The sequence below is a fragment of the Mycetocola sp. TRD_SC_2 genome, from assembly GCF_055361225.1.
In genome coordinates, this window is the sequence record NZ_CM143954.1 from 2,315,679 (window position 1) to 2,340,961 (window position 25,283).

General features: G+C 65.9%; 22 protein-coding genes. 8 read left to right on the top strand and 14 right to left on the bottom strand.

Annotated features, from left to right (window positions below):
• Positions 1-88 precede the first annotated feature (88 nt).
• Positions 89-1,318 carry an MFS transporter gene (locus ACWA1Q_RS11115; RefSeq protein ID WP_463757393.1) on the bottom strand — a complete coding sequence of 410 codons (1,230 nt, stop codon included), beginning with the start codon at positions 1,316-1,318 and terminating at the stop codon, positions 89-91.
• Positions 1,319-1,487: 169 nt separating this feature from the next.
• Here ACWA1Q_RS11115 and purU point away from each other — a divergent pair, with 169 nt between their 5' ends.
• Genes purU through ACWA1Q_RS11130 form a run of 3 tightly spaced genes read left to right on the top strand, consistent with a single transcriptional unit; the run spans position 1,488 to position 4,089 of the window.
• The gene (purU, locus tag ACWA1Q_RS11120; RefSeq protein WP_463757394.1) at positions 1,488-2,363 is read left to right on the top strand and encodes a formyltetrahydrofolate deformylase; all 876 of its coding nucleotides are present in this window, start codon (positions 1,488-1,490) and stop codon (positions 2,361-2,363) included.
• Positions 2,360-2,737: a YrdB family protein gene (locus ACWA1Q_RS11125; RefSeq protein ID WP_463757396.1), complete on the top strand. Its 378-nt coding sequence runs from the start codon at positions 2,360-2,362 to the stop codon at positions 2,735-2,737. Before purU ends, ACWA1Q_RS11125 begins: the two co-directional genes overlap by 4 nt.
• Positions 2,734-4,089 carry an FAD-binding oxidoreductase gene (locus ACWA1Q_RS11130; protein ID WP_463757397.1) on the top strand — a complete coding sequence of 452 codons (1,356 nt, stop codon included), beginning with the start codon at positions 2,734-2,736 and terminating at the stop codon, positions 4,087-4,089. Before ACWA1Q_RS11125 ends, ACWA1Q_RS11130 begins: the two co-directional genes overlap by 4 nt.
• Before the next feature lie 67 nt (positions 4,090-4,156).
• On the opposite strand, the gene nagB is transcribed toward ACWA1Q_RS11130, so the two are convergent.
• The gene (gene nagB / locus ACWA1Q_RS11135) at positions 4,157-4,936 is read right to left on the bottom strand and encodes a glucosamine-6-phosphate deaminase (protein WP_463757399.1); all 780 of its coding nucleotides are present in this window, start codon (positions 4,934-4,936) and stop codon (positions 4,157-4,159) included.
• 122 nt (positions 4,937-5,058) lie between these two features.
• On the opposite strand from nagB, the gene ACWA1Q_RS11140 reads away from it, so the two are divergent.
• Positions 5,059-5,478 carry a hypothetical protein gene (locus ACWA1Q_RS11140; RefSeq protein ID WP_463757400.1) on the top strand — a complete coding sequence of 140 codons (420 nt, stop codon included), beginning with the start codon at positions 5,059-5,061 and terminating at the stop codon, positions 5,476-5,478.
• A 67-nt stretch (positions 5,479-5,545) separates the two neighbouring features.
• Here the strand turns inward: ACWA1Q_RS11140 and ACWA1Q_RS11145 are convergent, their stop codons facing one another.
• Positions 5,546-6,760 (bottom strand): NADP-dependent isocitrate dehydrogenase, encoded by a 1,215-nt coding sequence (locus ACWA1Q_RS11145; protein WP_121672505.1) that lies wholly within the window; start codon positions 6,758-6,760, stop codon positions 5,546-5,548.
• A 191-nt stretch (positions 6,761-6,951) separates the two neighbouring features.
• On the opposite strand from ACWA1Q_RS11145, the gene ACWA1Q_RS11150 reads away from it, so the two are divergent.
• From ACWA1Q_RS11150 to ACWA1Q_RS11160, 3 genes are all read left to right on the top strand, one after another.
• Complete coding sequence (locus ACWA1Q_RS11150) at positions 6,952-7,401, top strand: GNAT family N-acetyltransferase (RefSeq protein WP_463757402.1); 450 nt, start codon at positions 6,952-6,954, stop codon at positions 7,399-7,401.
• A complete protein-coding gene (locus tag ACWA1Q_RS11155; RefSeq protein ID WP_463757403.1) occupies positions 7,370-7,708 on the top strand; it encodes an MGMT family protein in 339 nt (112 codons plus the stop codon). Before ACWA1Q_RS11150 ends, ACWA1Q_RS11155 begins: the two co-directional genes overlap by 32 nt.
• 98 nt (positions 7,709-7,806) lie before the next feature.
• The gene (locus ACWA1Q_RS11160) at positions 7,807-9,261 is read left to right on the top strand and encodes a SulP family inorganic anion transporter (RefSeq protein ID WP_463757405.1); all 1,455 of its coding nucleotides are present in this window, start codon (positions 7,807-7,809) and stop codon (positions 9,259-9,261) included.
• Positions 9,262-9,279: 18 nt separating this feature from the next.
• On the opposite strand, the gene ACWA1Q_RS11165 is transcribed toward ACWA1Q_RS11160, so the two are convergent.
• The 8 genes from ACWA1Q_RS11165 to sucC all read right to left on the bottom strand — a co-directional run bounded on the left by ACWA1Q_RS11165 (position 9,280) and on the right by sucC (position 20,302).
• Positions 9,280-11,097: an ABC transporter ATP-binding protein gene (locus tag ACWA1Q_RS11165; RefSeq protein ID WP_463757406.1), complete on the bottom strand. Its 1,818-nt coding sequence runs from the start codon at positions 11,095-11,097 to the stop codon at positions 9,280-9,282.
• Entirely contained in the window at positions 11,094-12,971 is a 1,878-nt protein-coding gene (locus ACWA1Q_RS11170) for an ABC transporter ATP-binding protein (protein ID WP_463757408.1), read from the bottom strand. The genes ACWA1Q_RS11165 and ACWA1Q_RS11170 overlap by 4 nt, the downstream gene beginning before the upstream one ends.
• A 370-nt stretch (positions 12,972-13,341) precedes the next feature.
• Positions 13,342-14,556, bottom strand: coding sequence for a dimethylargininase (ddaH, locus tag ACWA1Q_RS11175; RefSeq protein WP_463757410.1), 1,215 nt, complete (start codon positions 14,554-14,556; stop codon positions 13,342-13,344).
• A gap of 43 nt (positions 14,557-14,599) precedes the next feature.
• On the bottom strand, positions 14,600-16,189 hold the full coding sequence (gene purH / locus ACWA1Q_RS11180) for a bifunctional phosphoribosylaminoimidazolecarboxamide formyltransferase/IMP cyclohydrolase (protein ID WP_463757411.1): 1,590 nt from the start codon (positions 16,187-16,189) through the stop codon (positions 14,600-14,602).
• Positions 16,190-16,192: 3 nt separating this feature from the next.
• Positions 16,193-16,807 (bottom strand): phosphoribosylglycinamide formyltransferase, encoded by a 615-nt coding sequence (gene purN, locus ACWA1Q_RS11185; protein WP_463757413.1) that lies wholly within the window; start codon positions 16,805-16,807, stop codon positions 16,193-16,195.
• A 51-nt stretch (positions 16,808-16,858) separates the two neighbouring features.
• On the bottom strand, positions 16,859-18,136 hold the full coding sequence (locus ACWA1Q_RS11190) for a cell division protein PerM (protein WP_463757414.1): 1,278 nt from the start codon (positions 18,134-18,136) through the stop codon (positions 16,859-16,861).
• A gap of 98 nt (positions 18,137-18,234) precedes the next feature.
• Positions 18,235-19,122, bottom strand: coding sequence for a succinate--CoA ligase subunit alpha (gene sucD / locus ACWA1Q_RS11195; protein ID WP_463757415.1), 888 nt, complete (start codon positions 19,120-19,122; stop codon positions 18,235-18,237).
• Between the two features lie 16 nt (positions 19,123-19,138).
• The gene (gene sucC, locus ACWA1Q_RS11200) at positions 19,139-20,302 is read right to left on the bottom strand and encodes an ADP-forming succinate--CoA ligase subunit beta (protein ID WP_463757417.1); all 1,164 of its coding nucleotides are present in this window, start codon (positions 20,300-20,302) and stop codon (positions 19,139-19,141) included.
• A 156-nt stretch (positions 20,303-20,458) separates the two neighbouring features.
• On the opposite strand from sucC, the gene ACWA1Q_RS11205 reads away from it, so the two are divergent.
• Positions 20,459-21,226 carry an oxygenase MpaB family protein gene (locus ACWA1Q_RS11205; RefSeq protein WP_463757418.1) on the top strand — a complete coding sequence of 256 codons (768 nt, stop codon included), beginning with the start codon at positions 20,459-20,461 and terminating at the stop codon, positions 21,224-21,226.
• Here the strand turns inward: ACWA1Q_RS11205 and ACWA1Q_RS11210 are convergent.
• The 3 genes from ACWA1Q_RS11210 to ACWA1Q_RS11220 are packed head-to-tail and all read right to left on the bottom strand — an operon-like array spanning position 21,207 to position 25,258.
• Positions 21,207-22,427: a low temperature requirement protein A gene (locus ACWA1Q_RS11210; protein WP_463757420.1), complete on the bottom strand. Its 1,221-nt coding sequence runs from the start codon at positions 22,425-22,427 to the stop codon at positions 21,207-21,209. The genes ACWA1Q_RS11205 and ACWA1Q_RS11210 overlap by 20 nt on opposite strands.
• 18 nt (positions 22,428-22,445) lie before the next feature.
• Entirely contained in the window at positions 22,446-22,862 is a 417-nt protein-coding gene (panD, locus tag ACWA1Q_RS11215; protein ID WP_463757422.1) for an aspartate 1-decarboxylase, read from the bottom strand.
• Positions 22,862-25,258, bottom strand: coding sequence for an ATP-dependent helicase (locus ACWA1Q_RS11220; RefSeq protein ID WP_463757424.1), 2,397 nt, complete (start codon positions 25,256-25,258; stop codon positions 22,862-22,864). The genes panD and ACWA1Q_RS11220 overlap by 1 nt, the downstream gene beginning before the upstream one ends.
• Between the last annotated feature and the right edge of the window lie 25 nt (positions 25,259-25,283).

Consider the following 25,283-nt stretch of genomic DNA (forward strand, 5'->3'; position numbering starts at 1 on the left):
GTCTTTCGGATTGCGTCAGAGAGTTACTCCCCAGTTTAACCGGCCTGAGCCTCCGAAAAGACCACAGGAGTTTCCCAGCCGAGGACGGCTAGTGCGCGTTACCGGTTCGGCGACGCCCGGCGAAGAGGGTTGCAGCCACCACGACGAGACCGGCGAGCACCAAAACGATTGTCGCAACGGGCAATGCGCCGAGCCCTCTCCAGTCGAGCAGGAGCGCGCCGACCAGTGCGCCTCCTCCGATTCCCATGTTGAACGCTGTCGTGTAGAACGCGCTGGCGGTGTCACGGATCCTCGCGCTTGCCGTGTGCAGCAGCCGTGTCTGGAGGAGCGGAGGGACGAGCCCGAAGGCGAGGCCCCAGAGCACGATTCCCGCGAGTGACAGCCAGAGGGTCGACGACGCGACCGCTGCGACACCGACGCCGACGGCGGTGGCCACGAGGCCGAGCATGAGCCCCAGCCCTGTCCGCCGTCCGAAGATCGTTCCGGCGAGCACGAGTCCGACGGCGCCGGCCGCACCGTACGAGAAGAGCACGGCGCTGAGGTATTCGGGCGCGACTCCCATCCGGTCGATGAGGAACGGCGCGATGAACGTGTAGAAGGTGTAGTTGCCGATCATCACGATCGCGACGGTGACGCACAGCACCCCGACGGCGAGGATCGTCGGGTCTCGGCGCGAACCCGCATCCGGGGAAACGGTCCTGTCGCGTTCCACCGGCGGCAGCCAGAGGAGCATCGCGAGGACGCCGAGGAAGAGCGCCCCCGCGATCGCGGCGAACGCCCAGCGCCACCCGACAGCCTGACCGAGTGCGGTGCCGAGCGGCACTCCGAGCACGAGGGCGAGCGTTCCGCCGGCAAGGGTGATCGAGACGGCCCTGGCGATGTGCTCCCGGTCGACGAGGTGCGCGGCGTACGCGGGAACCATCGCCCAGAACAGGCCGTGCGCGAGCCCGCCGAACACACGCGTCGCGACGATCAGTTCGTAGGTCGGTGCGAGGGCGGTGAGGAGATTGCTCAGCCCGAGCACGGTGAGGATCCCGAGCATGAGGGCGTGCCGCGGGACCCGGACCGTCAGGGCGGTGAGCGGAGCGCTCGAAACCACGACGGTGAACGCGAACACGGTCACGAGGAGTCCGACCTGTGACGGTGAGACCCCCAGAGACGAGCTCATCTCCGGGAGGAGGCCCGTCGGAATCATCTCGCTCGACACCGAGAGGAAGACGGTCGCCGAGAGGGCGATGAGCCCGATCCACGGGAACGGGAGCGGACCCGCGGGTGGCCGTACAGAAAGCGGCACAACGGGGAGAGGGGAAGTGGTCATCGGGAAATTCCAACGACGGCGTTCACTCGGCCGCCGAAGCGAGAGCCGAGTTCGTCTACGCGCCGATGTGCGCGCCCAGGGCCGAGCGGAATGCGCTGACCGTCGACCAGTCTAACCGAGGGTGGCCGACCGGGCGTTCAGCGGCATCCGACTGCAATAGCCTAGGAGCGTGACTATCCCCGACGCCCCACGCGAGCCCCTCAACCACTGGGTTCTGACCTTCGTTTGCGCCGACCGCCCGGGCATCGTTCACGCGATCAGCGGAGCGATCGTCTCTGCTCGAGGCAACATCACCGAGAGCCAGCAGTTCTCCAGCGCAGACACCGGCCGGTTCTTCATGCGACTGCAGGTCGAATCCCCCGGCGATCGCGGCGAGTTCGAGGCGGTTCTCGTTCCGATCGCAGAGAAGTACGAGATGACCTGGCGGCTCGATGACGTCGGCCGCCCGCTGCGCACGCTCGTTCTCGCGTCGACGGCCGCCCACTGCGTCAACGACCTGCTGTTCCGGCAGCGAGCGGGGCAGTTGAGCGTCGAGATCCCGCTCGTGCTCTCGAACCACGGCACCCTCCGCGACATCGCCGCGTTTTACGGTGTACCGTTCGAGTCCCGCCCGGTGACGGATGCCGCGTCGAAGTCCGCGTTCGAAGCCCGCATCCTCGAAGCGGTCGAAGAGTTCGACATCGAACTGGTCGTGCTCGCCCGGTACATGCAGATCCTCTCCCCCGAGCTGTGCGAACGCCTCGCCGGCCGGGCCATCAACATCCACCACTCCTTCCTCCCCGGTTTCAAAGGCGCGAACCCATACCGGCAGGCACATGCCCGCGGTGTGAAGCTCATCGGGGCGACGGCGCACTTCGTCACGAGCGACCTCGACGAGGGCCCGATCATCGAACAGAACGTCGTCCGGGTCGACCACTCCCGCAGCGCATCCGAACTCGTCGCCATCGGCCAGGACGAAGAAAGCCGGACACTGACCCAGGCGGTCAAGTGGTTCGCCGAGGATCGGGTGCTCCTCGACGGCGCCCGTACGATCATCTTCAAATGACGAACGTCTACACTGGACCGGTGCCGGAATCCAGCGACAAAGTCAGTGTCACCCCCAACGACATCCTCCGTTTCTTCCTCGAAATCTTCGCGGTGATCAGCCTCGGCATCTGGGGATTCCTGTCCTGGCCCCTGCCGTGGAACATCGTCATCGGCATCGTGCTCCCCGTCGTCGCAATCCTGCTCTGGGCGCTCTTCCGTTCTCCCAAGGCCGTGTTCTCCATCGACGTGTACGGCAAGGCGATCGTCGAGATCGCCGTCATGGGTGCGGCAGCGCTCGCCTGGTGGGACCTCGGCGTGCCGATCGTCGCCCTCGCGTTCGGGCTCCTCGCCACCATCAGCGGCGTCGTGAACGGCAGGCGGGAACTGGCGTGACCGACGCCCTCGCGAGGCTCGTCGCCGAACTCGGCGACGCCGTCGTGACGGATGCAGCAGCCCTCTCCCTCACGCAGGCCGACAAGTCCGGCCACCGGTCGGCATCCGCTCCCCTCGCTCTCGTCGAGGCGCGTTCGATCGCCGACGTGCAGGCCGTTCTGCGCATTGCGACGGGCACGGGCACTCCGGTCGTCACGCGCGGGGCGGGCACCGGACTCGCCGGCGGCGCGATCGCGTCCGGCGGCGAGATCGTGCTTTCCACCATGGCGATGAACCGCGTCCTCGAGATCAACGAAGCCGACCAGCTCGCCGTCGTCGAACCCGGCATCCTCAACGGCCGGTTCAACGAGATCCTCGCCGAGCGCGGATTCTGGTTCGCGCCCGACCCTGCCTCGAAGGCGATCTCAACGGTCGGCGGCAACATCGCCACGAACGCGGGCGGACTGCTGTGTGCCAAGTACGGCGTCACCCGCGACGCGGTGCTCGGCCTCAAGGTCGTGCTCGCCGACGGCCGCCTGCTCGACCTCGGCCACCGCAGCGTCAAGGGCGTCACCGGGCTCGACCTCACCGCACTCATGGTCGGATCGGAGGGACTCCTCGGGGTCATCGTCGAGGCGACCGTGCGCATCCGCAGGGCCGTCCCCGGCGTCATCGCGACCATCGCCTCCTACTTTCCGAGCGTGACGGATGCCGCGGCAGCGGCCGCCGCCATCACCGCGGCGGGGATCCAGCCCTCCGTCATGGAACTGATGGACTCCGCCTCACTCGAGGCGGTCTCCACCCTCCTCGCCCTGCCGGGAATCACCACCGGCGAAGCGCACCTCGTCGTCCAGACCGACGGACCGGCCGCGCAGCAGGAAGCGGACGCAGCCCTCGCGATCCTGCATTCCCTCGGCGGTCGCGCGTCGCTGTCGACCGACCCCGTTGAGGGCGAGCGCCTGCTCGCCGTCCGCCGGTCGATGCACCCGGCGATGGAACGCCTGGGGACGACCCTGATCGAGGACGTGTCCGTGCCGCGCACGGCGCTGCCCGCGATGTTCGCGGAGATCGTCCGGATCGAGCAGCAGTACGGCATCCGCATTCCCACCGTCGCTCACGCCGGAGACGGCAACCTCCACCCGAACTTCATTTTCGAGGGCACCGAGGTGCCAGAACTGATCTGGCAGGCGGCCGACGAACTGTTCGCGACAGCCCTCCGGCTCGGCGGCACCCTCACAGGGGAGCACGGGATCGGCATCCTCAAGAAGCGCTGGCTGGGGCTCGAGCTCGGCGACGACCAGCTCGATCTGCAGCGGCAGATCAAGCAGGTTTTCGACCCGCAGGGCATCCTGAACCCCGGCAAGGTGTTCTAGGCGACGCGAGTTGCCCACTTCTTCGGGTTGAGAGCGCCGAAAACCGACGAAACCCGGCAACTCGCGGCTAGATCCCCTGCCACTCGGGCTTGTTGGCCCAGGTGTACCGGTAGTAGTCCGCGAGCCTGAGCTGCGACGCAGCCGCCTCGTCGAGGACAACCGTCGCGTGCGGGTGCAACTGGATTGCTGAGCCGGGAACCATCGCCGTCACCGGTCCCTCGACGGATGCCGCGACGGCGGCCGCCTTTCCCTCGCCGAACGCGAGCAAAACGAGGTGACGCGCGCGCGAAATGGTTCCGAGGCCCTGCGTGATGCAGTGCATCGGTACCTGGTCCGGTGAGTCGAAGAAGCGGGCGTTGTCGCGGCGGGTCTGCTCGGTCAGGGTTTTCACACGGGTGAGCGAGGCGAACGATGAGCCGGGTTCGTTGAATCCGATGTGGCCGTCGGTGCCGACACCGAGAATTTGCAGGTCGACGCCACCCGCGGCAAGAATCGCACTCTCGTACGTACCGCCGGCGGACTGGATGGTCTCGGCGGTCCCGTCGGGAACATGGATGAGCTTCGGATCGAACCCGATCGGTTCGACGACCTCACGCGTGATGACCGAGCGGTAGCTCTCCGGGTGCGATACGGGTAGCCCGACATATTCATCGAGCGCGAAGCCGGAGACCCGCCCGAGGTCGAGTTCCGATGCCCGCGCGGCAAGTGCCTGGTACACCGGAAGGGGTGTCGACCCGGTCGCGAGCCCGAGCACGGCATCCGGCTTTGACGCAATCAGGGATGCGATCGCATCGGCGACGAGTTCACCGGCCGCTTGTGCGTTCTCGACGATCACGATCTCTGCCATAGCGCCTGCTTTCTTTGCTCCTGTCTCCCAGTTTGGCAGAACCTCTCCCCCGGTGTTTTCCAGAGAGCGGCTGATAGTGTGTGTGCGAAATCCCCCCGACGAAAAAACCAGAGGATCCCCCTGTGCCCACAATCCGTTCCGCCCGAGTTTCAGCCCTCGGCATCGTCGCCGTCGCCGGCCTGTTGCTGACGGGCTGCGCCGGCGGCCAGTCAACGGCCGACGCCTGCACCATCGTGCAGACCACCATGGAGAAGGCTCAGGAAGACCTCTCGGAGAGCGTGACCTCATTCGGCAGCGACCCCGCCGCCGGTGCCGACGCCGTCGATGATCTGGCCGCGTCTTTCTCCGGAGCAAACGACAAGATCAGCAACGAAGAGGTCAAGAAGACCACGAACGCGGCCGAGAAGGCGCTCGATGCCTTCGCCGTCGAGATGCGCACTGCCGCGGACGACCCTGACAACATCGAGACGACGGCGCTGACCGACGCACTCGGAGACATCCAGACGACGTTCGCCGACGTGCAGGCGGTCTGCAAACCCTGATCTCAACCATGCGTTAACGACGGATGCCCCCGATCACACGATCGGGGGCATCCGTTTTGTGCGGGGTTTAGCCCAGGCGGGTCTTGAGGTTCGCCGTGATTTCGGCGAGGAATTCCTCGGTCGTCTGGAAAGCCTGGTCCGGGCCGACGAGGAGCGCGAGGTCCTTCGTCATCTTGCCGGACTCGACCGTCTTGATGACGACGTCCTCGAGCGTTGCGGCGAACTCGATGAGCGCGTCGTTGTTGTCGAGCTTTCCGCGGTGCGCCAGTCCACGGGTCCAGGCGAAGATCGACGCGATGGGGTTGGTCGACGTCGGCTTGCCCTGCTGGTGCTGACGGTAGTGACGGGTCACGGTGCCGTGCGCTGCTTCAGCTTCGACGATCTTCCCGTCCGGCGTAGCCAGAACACTCGTCATGAGGCCGAGCGAGCCGAAGCCCTGCGCGACGGTGTCGGACTGGACGTCTCCGTCGTAGTTCTTGCAGGCCCAGACGTAGCCGCCCTCCCACTTCATGGCGGATGCCACCATGTCGTCGATGAGGCGGTGCTCGTAGGTCAGACCGGCAGCGTCGAACTGCTCCTTGAACTCTGCATCGAAGATCTCCTGGAAGATGTCCTTGAAGCGGCCGTCGTATGCCTTGAGGATGGTGTTCTTGGTCGAGAGGTACACCGGGTAGTTGCGGGTGAGGCCGTAGTTGAGGCTGGCACGCGCGAAGTCACGGATGGACTCGTCGAGGTTGTACTGTACCTGGGCGATGCCGTCGCCCGGGGACTGGTAGACCTCGAACTTCTGGGGCTCAGAGCCGTCCTCGGGGGTGAACTCCACCGTGAGGGTTCCCTTGCCCTTGAAGAGGAAGTCCGTCGCGCGGTACTGGTCACCGAACGCGTGACGGCCGATGATGATCGGCTTGTTCCAGCCGGGCACGAGGCGCGGGATGTTCGAGATGATGATCGGCTCGCGGAAGATGACGCCTCCGAGGATGTTGCGGATGGTCCCGTTCGGGCTCCGCCACATCTTCTTGAGGCCGAATTCCTCGACACGTGCTTCGTCGGGGGTGATGGTCGCGCACTTGACGCCGACGCCGTGCTTCTGGATGGCGTGTGCGGCGTCGATCGTGATCTGATCGTCGGTCTCGTCACGCTTCTGGATGCCGAGGTCGTAATACTCGAGGTTCACGTCGAGGTACGGGTGGATCAGGGTGTCTTTGATGGACTGCCAGATGATGCGGGTCATCTCGTCGCCGTCGAGTTCGACGACGGTGCCTTCAACCTTAATTTTTGACAATGAAGAGCTCCTAGTCTGTGGGGCCTTACCGGCCGCGGTCCAGCTTACCCGAGGCGCGCAACTATCTTGATATCGAGACATCTCGCCGGCTAGTTCCTGCCTGCGATTCCGGGAATGAACACTGCGTGAAATGTGCCGCTCCCCGTAATCGAGCTACCCGTCCGGCTCGACTTGCCGATACCCTTGGCTGCATGCCTGAGCTCAGACTTGAAGAACTGTCCGCCTCAACGATCGTCGCGGTCAATGCGCTGACGCTCAAGCCAGGCCAGGAGCAGTTCGTTGCACCGGTGTCGTACTCCGTCGCTGCAGCGGTTGTGAACCCCGAAACGAGCTGGCAGCGGGTGATTCTCGACGGTGACGAGGTCGTCGGATTCGTGCAGGCGAACTTCGACCAGGACAGCGACGACGAGTTCGCGAGCATCCTGTGGCGGATCAACGTCGACGCAGACGACCAAGGCCGCGGCGTCGGCACCTACGCCGTCAAGGCGCTCAGCGAGGAAGCCACCAGGCGTGGCTTCGACCACGTCAATGTCATCTTCGAGCCGGGTGAATCCGGGCCGGAGCAATTCTTCCTCCACGTCGGATTCGAGCCGGTCGGCGAGACGCAGTATGGCGAGACCATCGCCGTCCGCAAGCTCTGATCCCGATCGGCTGGGCCCCGACGAATTCGTCGACGCCGTCCTCGATGTTGTTGCGGCGATTCCCCCTGGGCGCGTCATGGCGTACGGCCAGGTCGCCGCAACGCTCGGCTCGCGATCTGCACGCGGCGTCGGCCGCGTGATGTCCCTGCACGGCGGCGAGGTCGCGTGGTGGCGTGTGGTTCGCGCCGGCGGGTTGCCTCCGTCGTGCCATGACGACGAGGCCCTTCAGCACTACCGCGCGGAGGGCACCCCTCTCGTGACGCGTGCAGACGGCGGTTACCGCGTCGCGGCATCCGCTTTTCTCTGATCGAGCGATTGAACGATGCCCAGAGCCGACGAGCGTGACGGCCGGGCCGTCAGAACCCCGGCGCGGGTGCCGGACTCACCACCGCGATCCGCGCTGGCGTGATCGCGGCCGTTTTCGGCGACAGTAACCTGCAGATCTCCGGCCCGACCGGCGCGATGACGGTCGTCCTCGTTCCCGTCCTGCACAACTTCGGCGTCGGCGGCGTGCTGCAGGTCGGCCTGATGGCCGGTGTTCTTTTGATCATTCTCGCGGTGAGCGGGGTCGGAAAGTTCGTTCGCTACCTCCCCGCTTCCCTCATCGAGGGTTTCACCGTGGGCATCGCCGTGGTGATCGCCCTCCAGCAGGTCCCGAACATGCTCGGCGTGGCCCCCGGCGACCAGGAACAGGTTCTTCCCCTCGCCGCGGATGCCGCTGCTCGCTTTCTCGCTGACCCCACCTGGATCCCTCCCGTCATCACCGTCGTCGTTGCAGCGTCAATCCTGATCGTTGCCCGGCTGAAGCCATCGCTTCCCGTGTCGCTCATTGCCGTGGTCGCTGTGACGGCGGCGGCGGTCGCGGCCGGGTTCGCGCTGCCGTCGATCGGTGAACTCCCCGCACCGATCGGCAACCCGTCTGCTGGTTTCCTCGACTGGGGCAACGCGGCATCCCTGCTGCCGAGCGCGATCGCTGTCGCAGCGCTCGGCGCGCTGGAGAGTCTCCTGTGCGCGACGGTCGCGGACGGGATGCGTGTCGGCGAGGATCACGACCCGGACAGGGAGCTGTTCGGGCATGGCATCGCGAACGTGGTGGTCCCGTTCTTCGGCGGCGTCCCGGCGACGGCGGCGATCGCCAGGACCGCCGTGAACGCCCGCGCGGGGGCCGCGTCGCGACTGTCGGCGATCAGCCACTCGGCCATCCTGCTCATCGTCGTGCTGGCGATCAGCCCGCTTGTCGGACTCATCCCACTCGCCGCCCTCGCCGGTGTGCTCCTGGCAAGGACTGTCCAGATGGTTCAGGTGGGAGCGGTTCGCGCGCTCCTCCGGTCCACCCGCTCGGACACTGTTGTCCTCGTGCTGACCTTTCTCGTCACAGTGCTCGTCGACCTCGTCATCGCTGTCGTCGTCGGCCTCGCCGCCGCAGCGATCCTCGCGCTCCGGGCAGTGGCACAGTCCGCTCAACTGGAACAGGTCCCGCTCGACACCACGGACCACTCAGATGAAGAGCGAGCGCTTGCCGACGAGAACATCGTCGCCTACCGGTTCGACGGTCCGCTCTTCTTCGGAGCCGCCCACCGCTTTCTGCTCGAACTCGCCGACGTCAGTGACGTGTCTGTTGTCATCCTCCGGATGAGCCGCGTGACAACGCTCGACGCGACGGGCGGTCTCATGCTCGACGACGCGATCGCCCGGCTCGAGCGCCGCGGCATCGTCGTGCTCGTCTCCGGGGTCAGGCCAGGCCACGGCGAGATCCTGCGCAGGCTGGGGACCGCTCCCCACTTGCGTGAGCAGGGCAGGATCTTCACCGACACCCCGGATGCCATCGCGCACGCGAGTGAGATCGTCGCGTCCCCCTGAGGCAAACGTTCACGAACGCTAGACCAGCGAGTCCCGCCAGGCGGCGTGCAGCTGGGCGAACCGACCGGTTCCCGCGATGAGGTCACGCGGGGTGCCGTCTTCGACGATCCGGCCGTGTTCCATCACGAGCACCCGGTCGGCGATCGCGACGGTCGAGAGCCGGTGCGCGATGATCACCGCGGTGCGGTCGGCGAGAAGTGTCTGCAGCGCTTCCTGCACGAGCCGCTCGCTGGGGATGTCCAGCGACGCCGTCGCCTCGTCCAGGATGAGGACCGCCGGGTCAGCGAGAAAAGCACGGGCGAACGAGATGAGCTGGCGCTGGCCAGCGGACACCCGTCCTCCGCGCTTGTTGACGTCGGTGTCGTACCCGTTCGGAAGCGAACGGATGAACTCATCGGCACCGACCGCCTTCGCGGCCGCCGTGATTTCCTCCGCAGTGGCATCCGGTTTGCCGATCGCGATGTTGTCGGCGACCGAGCCGGAGAACAGGTAAGCCTCCTGCGTGACCATGACGATCGCGCGGCGCAGGTCCTTGGGGTGCAGCTTGCGCAGGTCGACTCCGTCGAGGGTGACGGTACCTTCCGTCGGGTCGTAGAACCGCGAGATGAGCTTCGCCAGCGTGGACTTGCCCGCGCCCGTGGACCCGACGAGGGCGATGGTCTGCCCTGCCGGCATATCGAGCGTGAAGTTCGGGAGCACGACCTGGTCGCCCTTGTATGCGAACGTCACGTTGTCGAAGTTCACGTGACCGCGTGCCTTCCAAAGGTCGACGGGTTCGACCGGGTCAGGCACCGTGGGCTTCTCCTCGAGCACACCCGAGATCTTCTCGAGTGCCGCGGCGGCCGACTGGTACGAGTTGTAGAACATCGCCATCTCCTCCATCGGGTCGAAGAACCGGCGGGTGTAGAGCACGACGGCGAGGAGCGCACCGATGGCGAGCGAGCCGTCGACGACGCGGAAGGCGCCGACGAGGAGGACGGTGGCGACCGCGACGTTGCCGATGAGCACGAGCCCCGGGTCGAAGACGCCGAAGAGCTGGATCACCCGGGCGTTGACGTCGCGGTAGTCCTCGACGAGCTGCCCGAACTGCTTCTCGTTGCGCTTCTCCTTGCGGAACGCCTTCACGGCACGGATGCCGGTCATCGTCTCGACGAACTGCACGATGACCTTGGCGGATGCCACGCGCGACTGGCGGAACAGCGTCTGGGATCGTTTCTGGAACCAGCGGGTGAGGAAGTACAGCGGTACGAGCGCGCCGAGCAGAACGAGTCCGCTGGTGCCGTCGAGGAGGAACAGCGCGATGCCTGTGAACAGCATGTAGAGGAACCCGGACACGAGCTGGTTGATGCCAGAGTCGAGGAGTTCCTTGATGGCGTCGAGGTCGCTCGTCTGGCGCGAGATGATCCGCCCGGAGGTGTAGCTCTCGTGGAACTCGAGGCTCAGCCGCTGGGTGTGCAGGAACACACGCTTGCGGAGGTCGATCAGGATGGCCTGGCTGATCCTCGCGCTGAGAACGGTGTACCAGGCCATGAGACCAGCACCGATCACACCGGTGATCAGGTAGAGACCGACGATGAGGAACGCCGGCATCCAGTCGTTGCGCTCGAGCACGGCGGGCAGGCCGCGGTCGATGCCGAAGGCGATGAGCGCTGGGCCCGCCACTTGCGATGCGGTCGACACCACGACGACGAGCATCGTGAGGACGACGCGCAGCCGCAGCGGCAGAAGGAGCGACCCGAGGAGCCGCAGCGACCGGGACCGGATGTGTGCGCTCTCCTGCTTGGTGAAGTCGTCGCGTTCCTCACCCTCGACGCCAGAAACTGTGCTCGTGCTCATGCTCCCGCCTCCACTGTGTCTGTGCTCGCCGCTTCGTCGAGAGTCTTGTCGATCTTCTCGGCGGCCTCACGCCGTTCTTCGTCTTCGAGGCTTGAGATCACGAATTTGTAGTGCTCGCTGCTCACGAGGAGGTCGCTGTGACGCCCGACGGCCGTCACTTCGCCGTTCTCGAGGAGCGCGACCCGGTCGGCGAGCATCACCGTGGATGGCCTGTGCGCGACGATGAGCGCCGTCGTCGAGGCGAGAACGCGCCGCAGCGCGGCCTCGACGAGCGCCTCGGTGTCGACGTCCAGAGCCGACAGCGGGTCGTCGAGCACGAGCACGGCAGGTTTCGCCGCAACCGCACGGGCGAGAGCGAGTCGCTGGCGCTGGCCGCCGGAGAGGCTCAGCCCCTCCTCGCCGACCGTCGTTTCGACGCCGTCGGGGAGGTCGCGCACGAAATTCGCCTGCGCGATGTCGAGTGCTTCGTCGAGCACCGCGTTCGCTTCAGCACTGTGCGGGTCGAGATCGCCACGCCCGAGGAGGATGTTCTCGCGAACGGATGCCGAGAACAGCGTCGCGTCCTCGAACGCCATCGCGATGTGCCTGCGCAGTTCTTCCCGCGTGAGGTCGCGGACGTCGACACCGTCGAGCGTCACAGCGCCACCGGTGACGTCGTACAGGCGCGTGGTGAGCGCGGTCAGGGTGGACTTGCCCGATCCCGTGAGCCCGACAAGGGCCATGGTCTCCCCCGGCTCGAGCGTCAGCGTCACGCCGTTCAGGAGGTCGGGGACATCCGCGGGCGAGTCCTGGTACCGGAAGTGGGTGTTCTCGAAGCTGAGCCGGCCCCGAACGTCCGCGATCGTTGTGGGGTTCTCGGGATCGGTGATCGTGTTCGGAGTGTCGAGCACCTCGAAGAACCGGTCGGTGGCCGAGCGCGTGTCGAACGTCATCGAGAGCAGGAACCCGATCGACTCGATCGGGAACCGCAGCACCGTCGCCGTCGCGAAGAACGCGAACAACTGCCCGACGGTGATCTCGCCCGTGGACGCGAGCCAGACACCGGTGAGCAGACACAGGGCGAACGCCACGTCAGGCAGCAACAGCAGCCACAGCCAGATCCCGGCGATCGCCTTTGCCTTCTCGATCTCGGTTCCGCGCAGGCTCTCCGCCTGGGACTCGAAATTGCGCAGAGCGTACTTGCCGCGGCCGAATGCCTTGAGCACACGGATGCCGTGAACCGATTCCTCGACGGCGGTCGCGAGGTCACCTGCCTGGTCCTGGCTGCGACGCGCGATGATCGAGTACTTCTTCTCGAAGACGAAGCCGTAGATCCAGATCGGCACGGCGAGGACGAGGAAGATCAGCCCGAGCAACCAGTGCCAGTAGAACAACACGACGGCGCCGATGACGACGGTCACCGCGTTGACGACGAGGAGCACGAGACCGAACGACAGCCAGCGCCGGATGAGGTTCAGGTCGCTGACGGCACGCGACAGCAACTGGCCGGACTGCCACCGGTCATGGAATGACACCGGCAGGTCCTGCAGGCGGGCGTACAGGGCGTTCCGCATTCCGGCTTCGACGTATGTGCCCGGCTTGAGCACGAACCACCGCCGCAACGCGATCATCGCCGCCTCGAGCACACCGAGCCCGAGCACCGCGAGGACCGCCCACCAGATCTGGGAGGTGTCCCCCGTCGACAACGGGCCGTCGACGAGGCTCTCGAGGATCAGCGGAATCCCGAGCGCCACAAGGCCTGCCGCAAGGGCAGCGCCCATGCCGAGCGAGATCCGCGGCAGTGCCTTACGGGCGTAGGGCAGAATTCGCCAGAGTGCTCGAGCGGTCGACAGCTCGGACTGGTGGGACTTCTTGTCGTCAGGTTGACGAGACATGGGGAAACTGGTCTTCCTGCGTGGTCACGGCGGACAACGCTGCACATACCCGGAAATGGGGAGACGTTCCTTGCCTGAACGCGGAACGGAGAGAGAGGATTCCTGATCTCAGGAATCGAACACAGGGTGCGCCACAGCGCGGAGCGGTACCGGCCTAGGATCCGGCCGGGCGGCGCCCGGGAGAGGCGCTTCGGATTGCGACGTCGGTGATCGCCGCTACTGGTGCCGGCGTGCTGGAATACGTCATGACAATCCTCCTCGAGCCCGTTGAGTGTGTCCTCAACTGCGTTCGCCAAGCGGCAGGAACCGCATCGCGACAGCCCTCAACCCTATTACTGGCGTCGCATGCGAGGCAAGAACTTTTTTCGGGCTATCGAACCCGCACCGAGAGGCAGGTCACGCATCCCTCGAGCTTCTCGAACTCGCTGATGTCGACGGGAACGACCGTGTAGCCACGGTCTTCGAGGAGGCTGGCGGTCTTCGGCGCGGCCGCCGACACGAGGAGCGTGTCCTCGGTGAGCACGACGACGGCGACGCCTTCCCGCTCCGGAACCTCGACGAAGTGCGGGAAGAATGCGGGGTCCTCAACGAGGTCAGGATGCCCGAGGATTGTGCCGTCCGGCAGAGCGGTGACCGTCGACTTGAGGTGCAGCGCACGGGTCACCGGAACGACGACAACCGTGTAGCCCAGTTTGGTGGCGATGGCGCGCAACTGACGGATGCCGTCTGCATTGGTCCTGCTGGACCGGCCGACGTAGAGGGTTGTCCCGACCTTCAGCACATCGCCGCCCTCGAGGGTGCCTGGGCTCATGATCCGTTCGATCGTGAGCCCGAGGTCCTGAGCGGTCTGCTCTGCGGCGTCGTTCTCTTCGCGGCGGCTCTTGGCTCCCGGGCGTGTGACGACGGCAGTGCTCCCGAGCAGCACGAGGGTGTCCTCGACGAAGACGGAGTCCGGCAGTGTGTCAGCGAACGATACCTCGCGCGTCGTCCAGCCGTTGTCCTCGAGGGCAGCGACGTAACCGTCCCACTGCTTGTCAGCCAGTTCGGTGTCGACATCAGTGCGTTCGAGGTGGGTGAGCTGTCCCTCGGCGAGGTTCCCGGCCGGCATCCGCACGAGCGCGATGCGACGTTCCGCGCCCTCCTCGATTCCGGTCCTGAAAGCGATGGCCCGGTGATAGACGGCGCGGCCCACGGTTGCGGCGAGGATCGACGCGACGATGACATAGACGCCGTTGAGGGTGAGGAAGGTGCCCCACAGGTAGGAGATGGTGTCCGAGTCGATCGCGAACCCCTGGGCCAGGGTCGAGATCCCTGTGCCGATCAGGCACGCCACGATGGCGGTGAAGAGCCCGGAGGCGAGCGCCGTGTACCAGCGCGTGAAGCCGCCGACCAGCGCGAAGACGAAGAGCAGCACGATGCTGAACAGCGTCGAGAAGAAGTAGAAGTCGCTGACCTGCGGCAGCGTCGTCGGCTGGTACTGCTGCGAGACGAAGAAGAGGAAGACGCTCGCGGCGTGGGTGAGGACCGCAACGCTGAGGGCGGCCAGGAACGAGGAAACGAGCCGGCGGCCCCACGAAAGTGTCATGGGCTTCAGCCTAGCGGCCTGCGACTGAAGCCCTTCACCGGCCTCAGTGGAAGAAGTGGCGCTCTCCGGTGAAGTACATCGTCACCCCTGCGGCCTGCGCCGCAGCGATGACCTCGGGGTCACGCACTGACCCACCCGGCTGAACAACGGCACGCACTCCGGCGTCGAGGAGCACCTGCAATCCGTCGGCGAACGGGAAGAACGCGTCAGACGCCGCGACGGAACCGGCGGCCCTGTCACCGGCACGGTTGACCGCGAGGTGGCACGAGTCGACCCGATTGACCTGTCCCATGCCCACACCGACGGATGCCCCGGCGTTGGCGAGCAGGATCGCATTCGACTTCACGGACCGGCATGCCTTCCACGCGAAGGCGAGGTCGGCGAGCGTCTCGGCGTCTGCCGCTTCCCCGGATGCGAGTGTCCAGGTGGAGCTGACCGATTCGCGCGGGAAGCGGTCGGCCTGCTGGACGAGGATGCCGCCGGAGACCTGTTTCGCCTCGAGCGGTTCGGGAGCGAAACCGTCAGGCAACTGCAGAAGTCGCAGGTTCTTCTTCGTGCGGAGCACGTCGAGCGCGTCTTCATCGAACCCGGGGGCGACGAGCACCTCGGTGAAGATCTCCCGGATGGTCTCGGCCATCTTGAGAGTGACCATGCGGTTGGCGGCGATTACTCCGCCGAAGGCCGAGACCGGGTCGCAGGCGTGGGCGCGGCTGTGTGCCGAGGCGATGGCATCCGGTGCCTTGGGGGCCGCGACGGCGATCCCGCAGGGGTTCGCGTGCTTGATGATCGCGACGGCCGGTTCGCTGAAATCGTATGCTGCCCGCACAGCAGCGTCGGCGTCGACGAAGTTGTTGTAGCTCATCTCTTTGCCGCCGAGTTGTGTCGCCTGGGCGATGCCCTGCCCACCTGCCCGCAGGTACAGCGCTGCCTCCTGGTGCGAGTTCTCTCCGTACCGCAGCACGTGCGCGAGCTCGGCCTGGATGGTGAGCGAAGCACCGAACCCCTCGGCGGTGTCGGTGAACCAGCCGGCAACCGCTGTGTCGTACGCGGCGGTGTGCGAGAACGCCCGTGCGGCGAGTTCCCGGCGCTGGACAAGGCTGGTGCCGCCTGCCTTGACCGCTTCGATGACCTCTCCGTAGCTCTCGGGAGAGACGACGATGGCGACGTTCGGGTGGTTCTTTGCGGCGGCGCGAACCATCGCCGGCCCGCCGATGTCGATCTGTTCGACGACATCGTCATTCTCTGCCCCGCTCGCGACGGTCTCGACGAAGGGGTACAGGTTGACGACGACGAGCTGGAACGGCTCAACTCCGAGTTCATCGAGCTGCTGTTCGTGTGACGCGAGGCGCAGGTCGGCGAGGAGGCCTGCGTGGACCGACGGGTGAAGCGTCTTGACGCGACCGTCGAGCGACTCGGGGAACCCGGTGACGGATGCCACGTCGGTGACGTCGAATCCGGCATCCCGAATGGTCTGTGCGGTGGACCCGGTCGAGACGATCTCGACACCTGCACCCGCGAGTGCTCGGGCGAGATCGATCAGTCCGGTCTTGTCGCTGACCGAGATGAGCGCTCGCTGGATCGGAACGATGTCGCGTTCGCGGTAGAGGCTTCTGTCGTGGCTGGGGCCTGCCATGGTCTACTCCTTGATTGATGCGGGAAGGGGTCTCGTCGACAGCGCGCCGAGGTCGAGTCCGTTGGCGATGTCGAGGACCGTCTGCACGAGCAGTCGACGTTCGACGGGTTTGATGCGTTCGTGGAGATCGTGTTCGGTGTCGCCCGGGAGAACGGCGACGCGTTCCTGGACGATGATCGGTCCCTGGTCGACTCCGTTGTCGACGACGATGATGGATGCTCCGGACTGGTCGACTCCGGCGCGGATGGCATCCCGCACCCCGTGTGCCCCCGGAAATTCGGGCAGGTACGCCGGGTGGGTGTTGATCAGGTGGGGAGAGAGAGCGTCGACGACGCCGGATGGCAGGAGCCGCATGAGGCCGCTGAGCACGACGAGGTCCGGGTTCCAGACCCGGATCTGCTCGAGGAGGGCGGCACCCCATGCCTCCCGCGATTCGTAGGAGCTGTATGGCACGAGGAAAGTCGGCACTCCGAACTCTTCGGCGTGCGCGAGCCCCGGGGCTTCGCGGTCCGCACCGACGGCGATCACGCGCGCCGGGTACTCAGCGTCTGCGGAAGCTTCGAGGAGAGCACGGAGATTGGACCCCGTGCCCGAGATCAGCACGACGATTGAGAGCACGTGCCGATTCTACCGGTGGGCGAGGCCACGCACCGGCCAGATGTCGGAGCGCTACCGTGCTCGTTCCGCGGTCCTCAACCGGGACGCGGCGGGGGCCGTCTCAGGCTTAGTGCTTCCGGATGCCATGCCGATCGCAGCGGCGATCGCCACTTCGATGGCACAGAACACACCGACCAGGAGCGGGTTCGGACCCACGACAGCGAGCCGGCCAGGGCCGATGGCTCCACCGGAGAACCAGGCCAGAAGACCGAGGATCAGCCCGGCGATGACGCCGATTCCCACCGCTGCGATGAGCAGCCGGACGACGAGCGGCCGCCCCGCGAGAGCTGCGACGAGGCGGGGCCGAACGAGGGACGCCGCGAAGAAGCCGATCAGCACCGGCACGAGCAGGCCGACGAACCCGAACGCGAAGTCGCCACTGGGAATCGCGCCGAGGATCGGCAGCCCGGGCACGGGGCCGACGACCGTGTTCACCGGCGAGATCGCGCTGCCTGCGCCGAGCGCGAACCCGGGTCCGACGAGCCAGGACGCTACCCAGAGAACAAGGTTCGGAATGAACGCGAGTTGCGCGATGGTCATTGCCGCTCCCCCGATCCCTCCGAGCTGGGAGCCCTGGTACAGGCTCGTCACCACACCGAAATTGGCGAGGATCAGAACGGCGAAGAGCACGGCAGAGACCCCGATGATTCCGGTGACGGCGGCGAAGCCACCCCGGAATGCGGCGGCGGCCACGGCCCGGTCGGTCCGGTCGAAGCGTTCGTCGAGGCGGTCCTGCACACCGGTCAGGAGCCGGCCGACCGCGCCACCGCGGCCATCGGGTATTCGGTGCATTCCGCGCACGACACCGATGGTGAGGCCGAGGCCATAAACGAGCATCGGCAGGAGAAGCGCCTGGAGCACCGAAGGACGCAGCAATTCACCCTGCGCGCTGAGAGCCGCGAGGGCGTTGAGCACAAGTACGGTGCCGAGGCCGGAAAGCACGGCGGTCTGCCAGTAACGCGTCGCGGCCGCCCGGATGCCGGCGCGGGCTCCCATGATCACGATGAAGAGGGTCAGGGCGAGCGGAGCAATCGTGACGGGGAACGGGTCACTCGCTGCAGCGAGGCCGGTCGCTGCGACGACTCCGGCGGGAAGAGTCACCGAGAGGTCGACACCGTTTCCGAGGAGCCAGATGTCGACGGCCCCCTGCCAGAACAGCATCCAGTCGAGGGAGAAACCCGCTTCGACGGCCCAGAGGATGGTGAGGGGGACGAGAGAGATACCGATGCCGATGGCGACGGTGATGAGCGCCTCGAGCGCGGCGAGCATGGCGACTGTTGTGCGGTTCATTCGACTCGAAGTTTAGCTGGCCAGGGGCGGGGAGCCGGGTTGAACACGACGAGGGCGGCAGTTTCCTGCCGCCCTCGCGTAGTTTTCGTGCTGGCTCGTTACAGCCCGGCGATGATCTCCCGCATCAGGCGTGCGGTCTCGGAAGGCGTCTTGCCGACCTTGACGCCTGCGGCCTCGAGGGCCTCCTGCTTCGCGGCGGCTGTTCCTGCGGAACCGGAGACGATGGCGCCGGCGTGGCCCATGGTCTTGCCCTCAGGAGCCGTGAAGCCGGCAACGTAGCCGACGACCGGCTTGGTGACGTGTGCCTTGATGTAGTCGGCCGCGCGCTCTTCAGCGTCGCCACCGATTTCGCCGATCATGACGATCGCCTTGGTCTCGGGGTCTGCTTCGAACGCGGCGAGCGCGTCGATGTGTGTGGTTCCGATGATGGGGTCTCCGCCGATACCGATGGCGGTCGAGAAGCCGATCTCACGCAGCTCGTACATCATCTGATAGGTCAGTGTTCCCGACTTCGAGACGAGGCCGATCGGGCCCTTGCCGGTGATGTTCGCCGGGGTGATGCCGACGAGAGCTTCGCCCGGTGTGATGATGCCGGGGCAGTTGGGTCCGATGATCCGGGTCTTGTTGCCCTTCTTCTGCGCGTACGCCCAGAACTCGGCGGAGTCTCCGACGGGCACGCCCTCGGTGATGATGACGAGAAGCGGGATCTCGGCATCGATGGCTTCGATGACCGCGTCCTTGGTGAAGGCGGGCGGTACGAAAGCGATCGACACATCGGCGCCGGTCTTCTCGATGGCCTCAGCCACTGTGCCGAAGACGGGCAGTTCCACGTCACCGTGCAGAACGGTGGTGCCTGCCTTGCGTGCGTTCACGCCGCCGACGACATTGGTGCCTGCCTTGAGCATGAGGGCGGTGTGCTTGGTGCCTTCGCCGCCGGTGATGCCCTGGACGATGACCTTGGAGTCCTTGTTGAGGAAAATTGACATGTTTTCGTTCGTCCTTTTACTTCGAAGCCAGCTCGGCGGCCTTGTCGGCGCCTTCGTCCATGGTTGCCGCGAGGGTGACCAGCGGGTGGTTTGCCTCGTTGAGGATGCGTCGGCCTTCTTCGACGTTGTTGCCGTCGAGACGAACAACGAGGGGCTTGTTGGCTGCTGAACCGAGTTCGGCGAGCGCGCCGACGATGCCCTTGGCGACAGCGTCGCACGCGGTGATTCCACCGAAAACGTTGACGAAGACGCTCTTGACCTGCGGGTCACCGAGGATGACGTCGAGTCCGGCGGCCATGACCTCTGCGGATGCTCCGCCACCGATGTCGAGGAAGTTGGCCGGCTTCACGCCGCCGTGGTTCTCACCGGCGTATGCGACGACGTCGAGGGTCGACATGACGAGGCCTGCGCCGTTTCCGATGACACCAACTTCGCCGTCGAGCTTGACGTAGTTGAGTTCGGCGGCCTTGGCCTTCGCCTCGAGCGGGTCGGCTGCGTCCTTGTCTTCGAGCTTCGCGTGGGCAGCGTGACGGAAGTCTGCGTTCTCATCGAGCGTGACCTTGCCGTCGAGGGCGATGATGTCGCCCTCCTCGGTGAGCACGAGGGGGTTGACCTCGACGAGCGTCGCGTCCTCACCCTTGTAGACGTTGTAGAGCTTGACGAAGACGTCGGCGACCTTGTCGACGAGCTCGGCCGGGAAGTTCGCTGCAACGGCGATTTCGCGCGCCTTCGCAGCGTCGATGCCCTCGAGCGGGTCGATTTCAATACGCGCGAGTGCCTCGGGGCGTTCGACGGCGAGGACCTCGATCTCGACTCCACCTTCGACGCTCGTGAGCGACAGGTAGGACCGGTTGGCCCGGTCGAGCAGCACCGAGAAGTAGAACTCCTGGGCGATCCTGGCGCCGCCGGCAACCATGACGCGCTTGACGACGTGGCCCTTGATGTCGAGGCCGAGGATGGTCTGCGCTGCTTCGAAGGCTTCGTCCGGGTTCTTGGCGACCTTGACGCCGCCGGCCTTGCCGCGGCCTCCGACCTTCACCTGGGCTTTGACGACGACAACACCGCCGAGCTTCTCAGCAGCGGCGCGCACCTCCTCCGCCGTTTCCGCGACGATACCCGGGAGCACCGGGACCTCGTATTTTTCGAACAGGTCTCGTGCCTGGTACTCGTAAAGATCCACGTGGGTTTCCGTTCCGCTGGGTGTGATGCTGGTGTTCGCGTTGGCGATCCCGGCGTGAGGTATCTCGACGCCGAGAGAAATATGGGCCGGTTCCACTCTACTTCGTCGCGGCCAGGCCCGAACACGGGCGCTGTGCGGTCGACTACAGTGGCGCGGGTGAGTACCCTGCGCGAGATCGGAGGCGACGCCATCCTCGTCGCCGGCGGTGCTCGCGCCATTCTGCTCCAGATCGCGAACCCCGCCGTCGGCGCCGGCGTCGCCGCGCACAGCGACTTCACGGCGCGGCCCCTGGACCGGCTGCACGGGACCCTGATGTATTGCTACGCGCAGGCTTACGGCACAGACGCGGACCGTCAGGCCGTCGCCCGTCGGGTCAATGCGGCGCACGGACCGGTGTCGGATTCGGCTAGCGCCCCCTCCCCCGGCTATTCCGCTTTCGATCCCGCTCTCCAGCTCTGGGTTGCGGCGACGCTCTACGACACAGCAGTGCAGGTCCATGATCTCGTCTTCGGCCCCCTTCCTGCTCCGGCGGCGGACGAGCTGTACCGCGAGTATGCCGTTCTCGGCACCGGCCTGCAGATGCCCGCCGAACTCTGGCCGGAGACCCGCGCTGACTTCCGTGCCTGGTTCGACGCGGAGGTGGACAGGCTCCACGTCACCGCGGAAGCCTCCCGCGTGGCCGCGCAGCTGCTCACCCTTCGGCGAGCGCCCCTCTGGTTGCGCGTGGCTCTGCCCGTGGTGAGGCTCGTGACCGCGGGCCTTCTTCCTCCCCGTCTCCGGGAGCCGTTCGGCTTCCGCTGGACACCACGGCAACAGCGCCGGTTCGACCGGATGCTCCGCATCACGCGTGCGATCTGGCCGGCGGTTCCCCGCGGCATCCGCTTTCTGCCCGTGCGCTACTACCTCAGGCGGCTCCGGGGCTGACGCTCTCACGCGCGTGCCTGCGATGGCTGATGTGGTCGGAGACGACAACGGCCGCGAGGATCAGGTTGGCGAGCCAGCTCAGGAGCAGAGGAGCGATCGTCGAGAACGTGAGCGCGAGCACGAGAAGGCCGGCGACACCCGCGAGGTGCGACTTCAGCCACCGGAGCCCGACGGCGTGCTTGAACAGAAGGTTCCCGAGGAGGTAGACGATGCTCGACCCGCAAATGAGTCCGGCGGTCCAGCGTTCGAGGCCGGGGCCCTCCTCGCCACCGAGTGGGTGGACGAGCACGATCTCGTCGGCGACGGCGGTCAGGAGGATGCCGACCACGAGGAGGATCGGGATGTAGGTGTATGCGGCACGGGCAACGGCACCGGGCCGTGACGATTCGCTGATGTAGTCGCTTCCGTGTTCCTGGCCGTGGTTGAAGTAGAGGAGCCACATGAGCACGGTGCTCGTGAACGCGGCGAGGAACGCGAGGGCGTCGAGCGGCCCGAGGTTGCCGTCGGCGAAGGAGCCGCCGGTGATGAGGATGGATTCGCCGAGGACGATGATGAGGAAGAGGCTGACCCGTTCAGCCATGTGTTCCCCGGAGACGTTCCACGAGTCCACATCGGATCGCCCGAATCCTGGAACCGCGAAGCGAAGCCGGGGCCCGGCCATGTCGATGATCACGGCCGCCAGCCAGATCCAGAGTCGCGTCTCCTCCGGCACGAAGGCGCCACTGATCCACAGCACACTCGTGCCCAGATTCCAGACGATGATCCGCAGGTAGTTGCGGTAATTGTCTGGTCGCGTGCGCCGGAAAGCGAGGGCTGTGAAGACACTGCGACCGAGTTGGAGCGTCACCATCGTTCCGGCGAAGAGGAGCGCGCGATCGCCGAACGCTTCGGGGATCGCGCTCGACATCAGCACTCCGAGAAGCATCAGGACGAACAACATCCCCCGCACCCGGCCGTGATCAGGGTCGAGCCAGTTCGTCACCCACGTGGTGTCGACCCAGACACGCCAGACGGCGCCGATGAGGATGAGTGTCTGCGCGAGGGTCAGCAGATCCTGGTGCTCGATCAGGGAGTGTGAGATCTGGGTGACGGCGAAGACGAAGACGAGGTCGAAGAACAGCTCGACGAACGTGACCCGGTGGGCGGCGTCGCCCTCCTCTGGCCGGAGCAGTCCGCCGCGATGTTTCGTCGGACCGCTCATCTTCGCCGGTTTCCGTTTCTAGGCCCGCAGCGCGTGGGGCGGAGTCTCGAGCCCGCTCGTGACGGCTTCGGCAGGGTCACTGCCGACCGCGACGACGCGATTGTTGGCGTCGACGTGGACGACCCGGGGAACGAGCTCGCGGGCCTCTTCTGTCGTCATCTGCCCGTAGGCGATGAGGATGACGGTGTCTCCGACGGCCACGAGTCGCGCGGCGGCGCCGTTGATGCCGATCACGCCGCTGCCCCGCTCCCCCGCGATCGTGTACGTCTCGAGCCGGCTTCCGTTCGTCACGTCGACGATCGACACCAACTCACCCGGCAGAATGTCTGCCTCGTCGAGAAGGTCGAGGTCGACGGTGATCGACCCGACATAGTGCAGGTCGGCGTGGGTGACGGTAGCCCGATGGATCTTGGCCGTGAACATGGTGCGCAGCATCAGATTTTCTCAATCGGTGCGATTTTGATGAGCAGTTTCTTGAACCCGGCGGAGTCGAAGGCGACGTGAGCGATGCGCTTCGCCCCCTCACCGGTGACGGACTGCACGCGCCCGTCGCCGAAGTCGGTATGGCGGATGCGATCCCCTGACGCGAGTTCGAGGTCCCCGTTGTTGCGGACCTGGTTCGTGATCCGGTTGGGCCAGTCCCGCTTCTCGGTCAGCGGGCGGTTTGACAGCGCGTCACCGGTTCCGCTCGTCCACTTCGAGCGATTGGCGTTGAGCGCGCGCGGCTGGCTGCCGCCGCGAGAGTTCGCCGTCCCGGGCGACTGACGCCACTCGATGAGTTCGGCGGGAATCTCCTGCAGGTACCTGCTGGGCATTGCGACGGCGGTCTCGCCGTACTGGGCGCGCGTCATCGCAAGGGAGAGGAAGAGCCGCTTGCGCGCGCGGGTGATGCCGACGTAGAACAGGCGCCGTTCTTCGGCGGGTCCGCCTGGTTCAGAAGCAGACATCCGGTGTGGCAGCAAATCTTCTTCGATTCCGGTGAGGAAGACAGCGTCGTACTCGAGGCCCTTCGCCGTGTGCAGCGTCATGAGTGACACAGTTCCGCTGGAGTCGTCAAGGTCGTCTGCCGCGGCGACCAGCGACACCTCGGTCAGGAAGTCGACGAGTTCACCATCGGGGTTGTTCCGCTCGAAGTCCTTCGCGACGGCGATGAGCTCTTCGATATTTTCTGCGCGAGCCTCGTCCTGGGGGTCGCGGGATGCACGAAGAGCCTCGATCAAGCCGCTCTTGGTCACGAGCAGGGTGAGGACGTCGGAAACCTTGCCCTCGGCGACGAGCTTCTCGCCTTCGTCGAGCAGCGCAGAGAGCGACAGGATGGCGTTCGTTACCTTGGGGCCGAGCCCAAGGCCCGTTGCCTCCCGCATCGACTCGCGGAAGCTCAAGCCGTTGTCTTCGGCGAAGCTGAACAGTGCGGTCTCGGTCGCCGGGCCGATGCCACGCTTCGGGGTGTTGAGCACGCGCCGGAGTGCGAGCATGTCTGCGGGGTTCGCGACGGAGATGAGGTACGCCATGGCGTCCTTCACTTCGGCACGCTCGTAGAACTTGGTGCCGCCCATGATCCGGTACGGCAGCGCCGACCGGATGAAGATCTCTTCAAGTGCACGGGTCTGGGAGTTGGTGCGGTAGAACACGGCGATGTCGCTGTACGCGGTGCCGGCGAGGTGAAGCTTCTCGATCTCGTCGGCGACGAACTGGGCTTCGTCGTGCCCGGAATACCCGGTGTATCCGACGATCTTCTCTCCGTCGCCGACCGCGGTCCACAGCTTTTTGTCTTTGCGATCGAAGTTGTTGGCGATGACCGAGTTCGCGGCGGTGAGGATGTTCTGGGTCGAGCGGTAGTTCTGCTCGAGCAGAATGACCTTCGCGCCGGGGAAGTCCCGCTCGAATTCGACGATGTTCCGAATGTCGGCGCCACGGAAGGCGTAGATCGACTGGTCCGAGTCACCGACGACGGTGAGGGATGCCCCGTTGCCGGACGCGACGAGGGCGTCGTCTTCGAGGGTGGGCGGCCGGGTCAGTTCGCGGATGAGCGCGTACTGGGCGTGGTTGGTGTCCTGGTACTCGTCGACGAGTACGTGGGTGAACCGCTTGCGGTACGCAGCGGCGACCTGCGGGAACGCCCGGAACAGGTAGACGGTCTGGCCGATGAGGTCGTCGAAGTCGAAGGCGTTCGCGGCGGTCAGCGCTCGCGTGTATGCCCGGAAGATCTGGAGGAACGCTGCCTCGTTGGGGTCTTCCATGTTGGCGTTGCGGGCATAGCTGTCGACATCGGCGAGTTCGTTCTTGAGCTTCGAGATCTTCGCCGAGACATTCGACGGAGTGAACCCGAGAACGTCTGCGCCCTGCTCCTTGATGATCCGCTTGATGAGCACGCGCGAATCGGACGAGTCGTAGATGGTGAAGTTCCTCGTGAAGCCGAAGTTCTCGGCCTCACGCCGCAGGATCCGCACACACGCGGAGTGGAAGGTCGAGATCCACATGCCCTCGGCCGCCCCGCCGACGAGCGCGCGAACGCGCTCCCGCATCTCGGCCGCTGCCTTGTTGGTGAAGGTGATGGCGAGGATCTGGCTCGGCCAGGCCTCGCGGTTTTCGAGCAGGCCCGCGATGCGGCGGGTGAGCACGCTGGTCTTGCCCGAACCGGCGCCGGCGACGATGAGGAGCGCCTGCCCGCGATACTCGACGGCCTCACGCTGCTGCGGATTGAGCCCGTCGAGGAGCCGGCTCCCGCCGTGCTGCTTCTCGCCACCCGCCCCGGGGATGGCGGCCGTCTTCCACCCGTCCATGATGACCGGGGTCGCTGAATGCGTGTCTGGGGTAGGAGTGCTCGCCATATCCCTTCCAGTTTAGGCCGGGCAT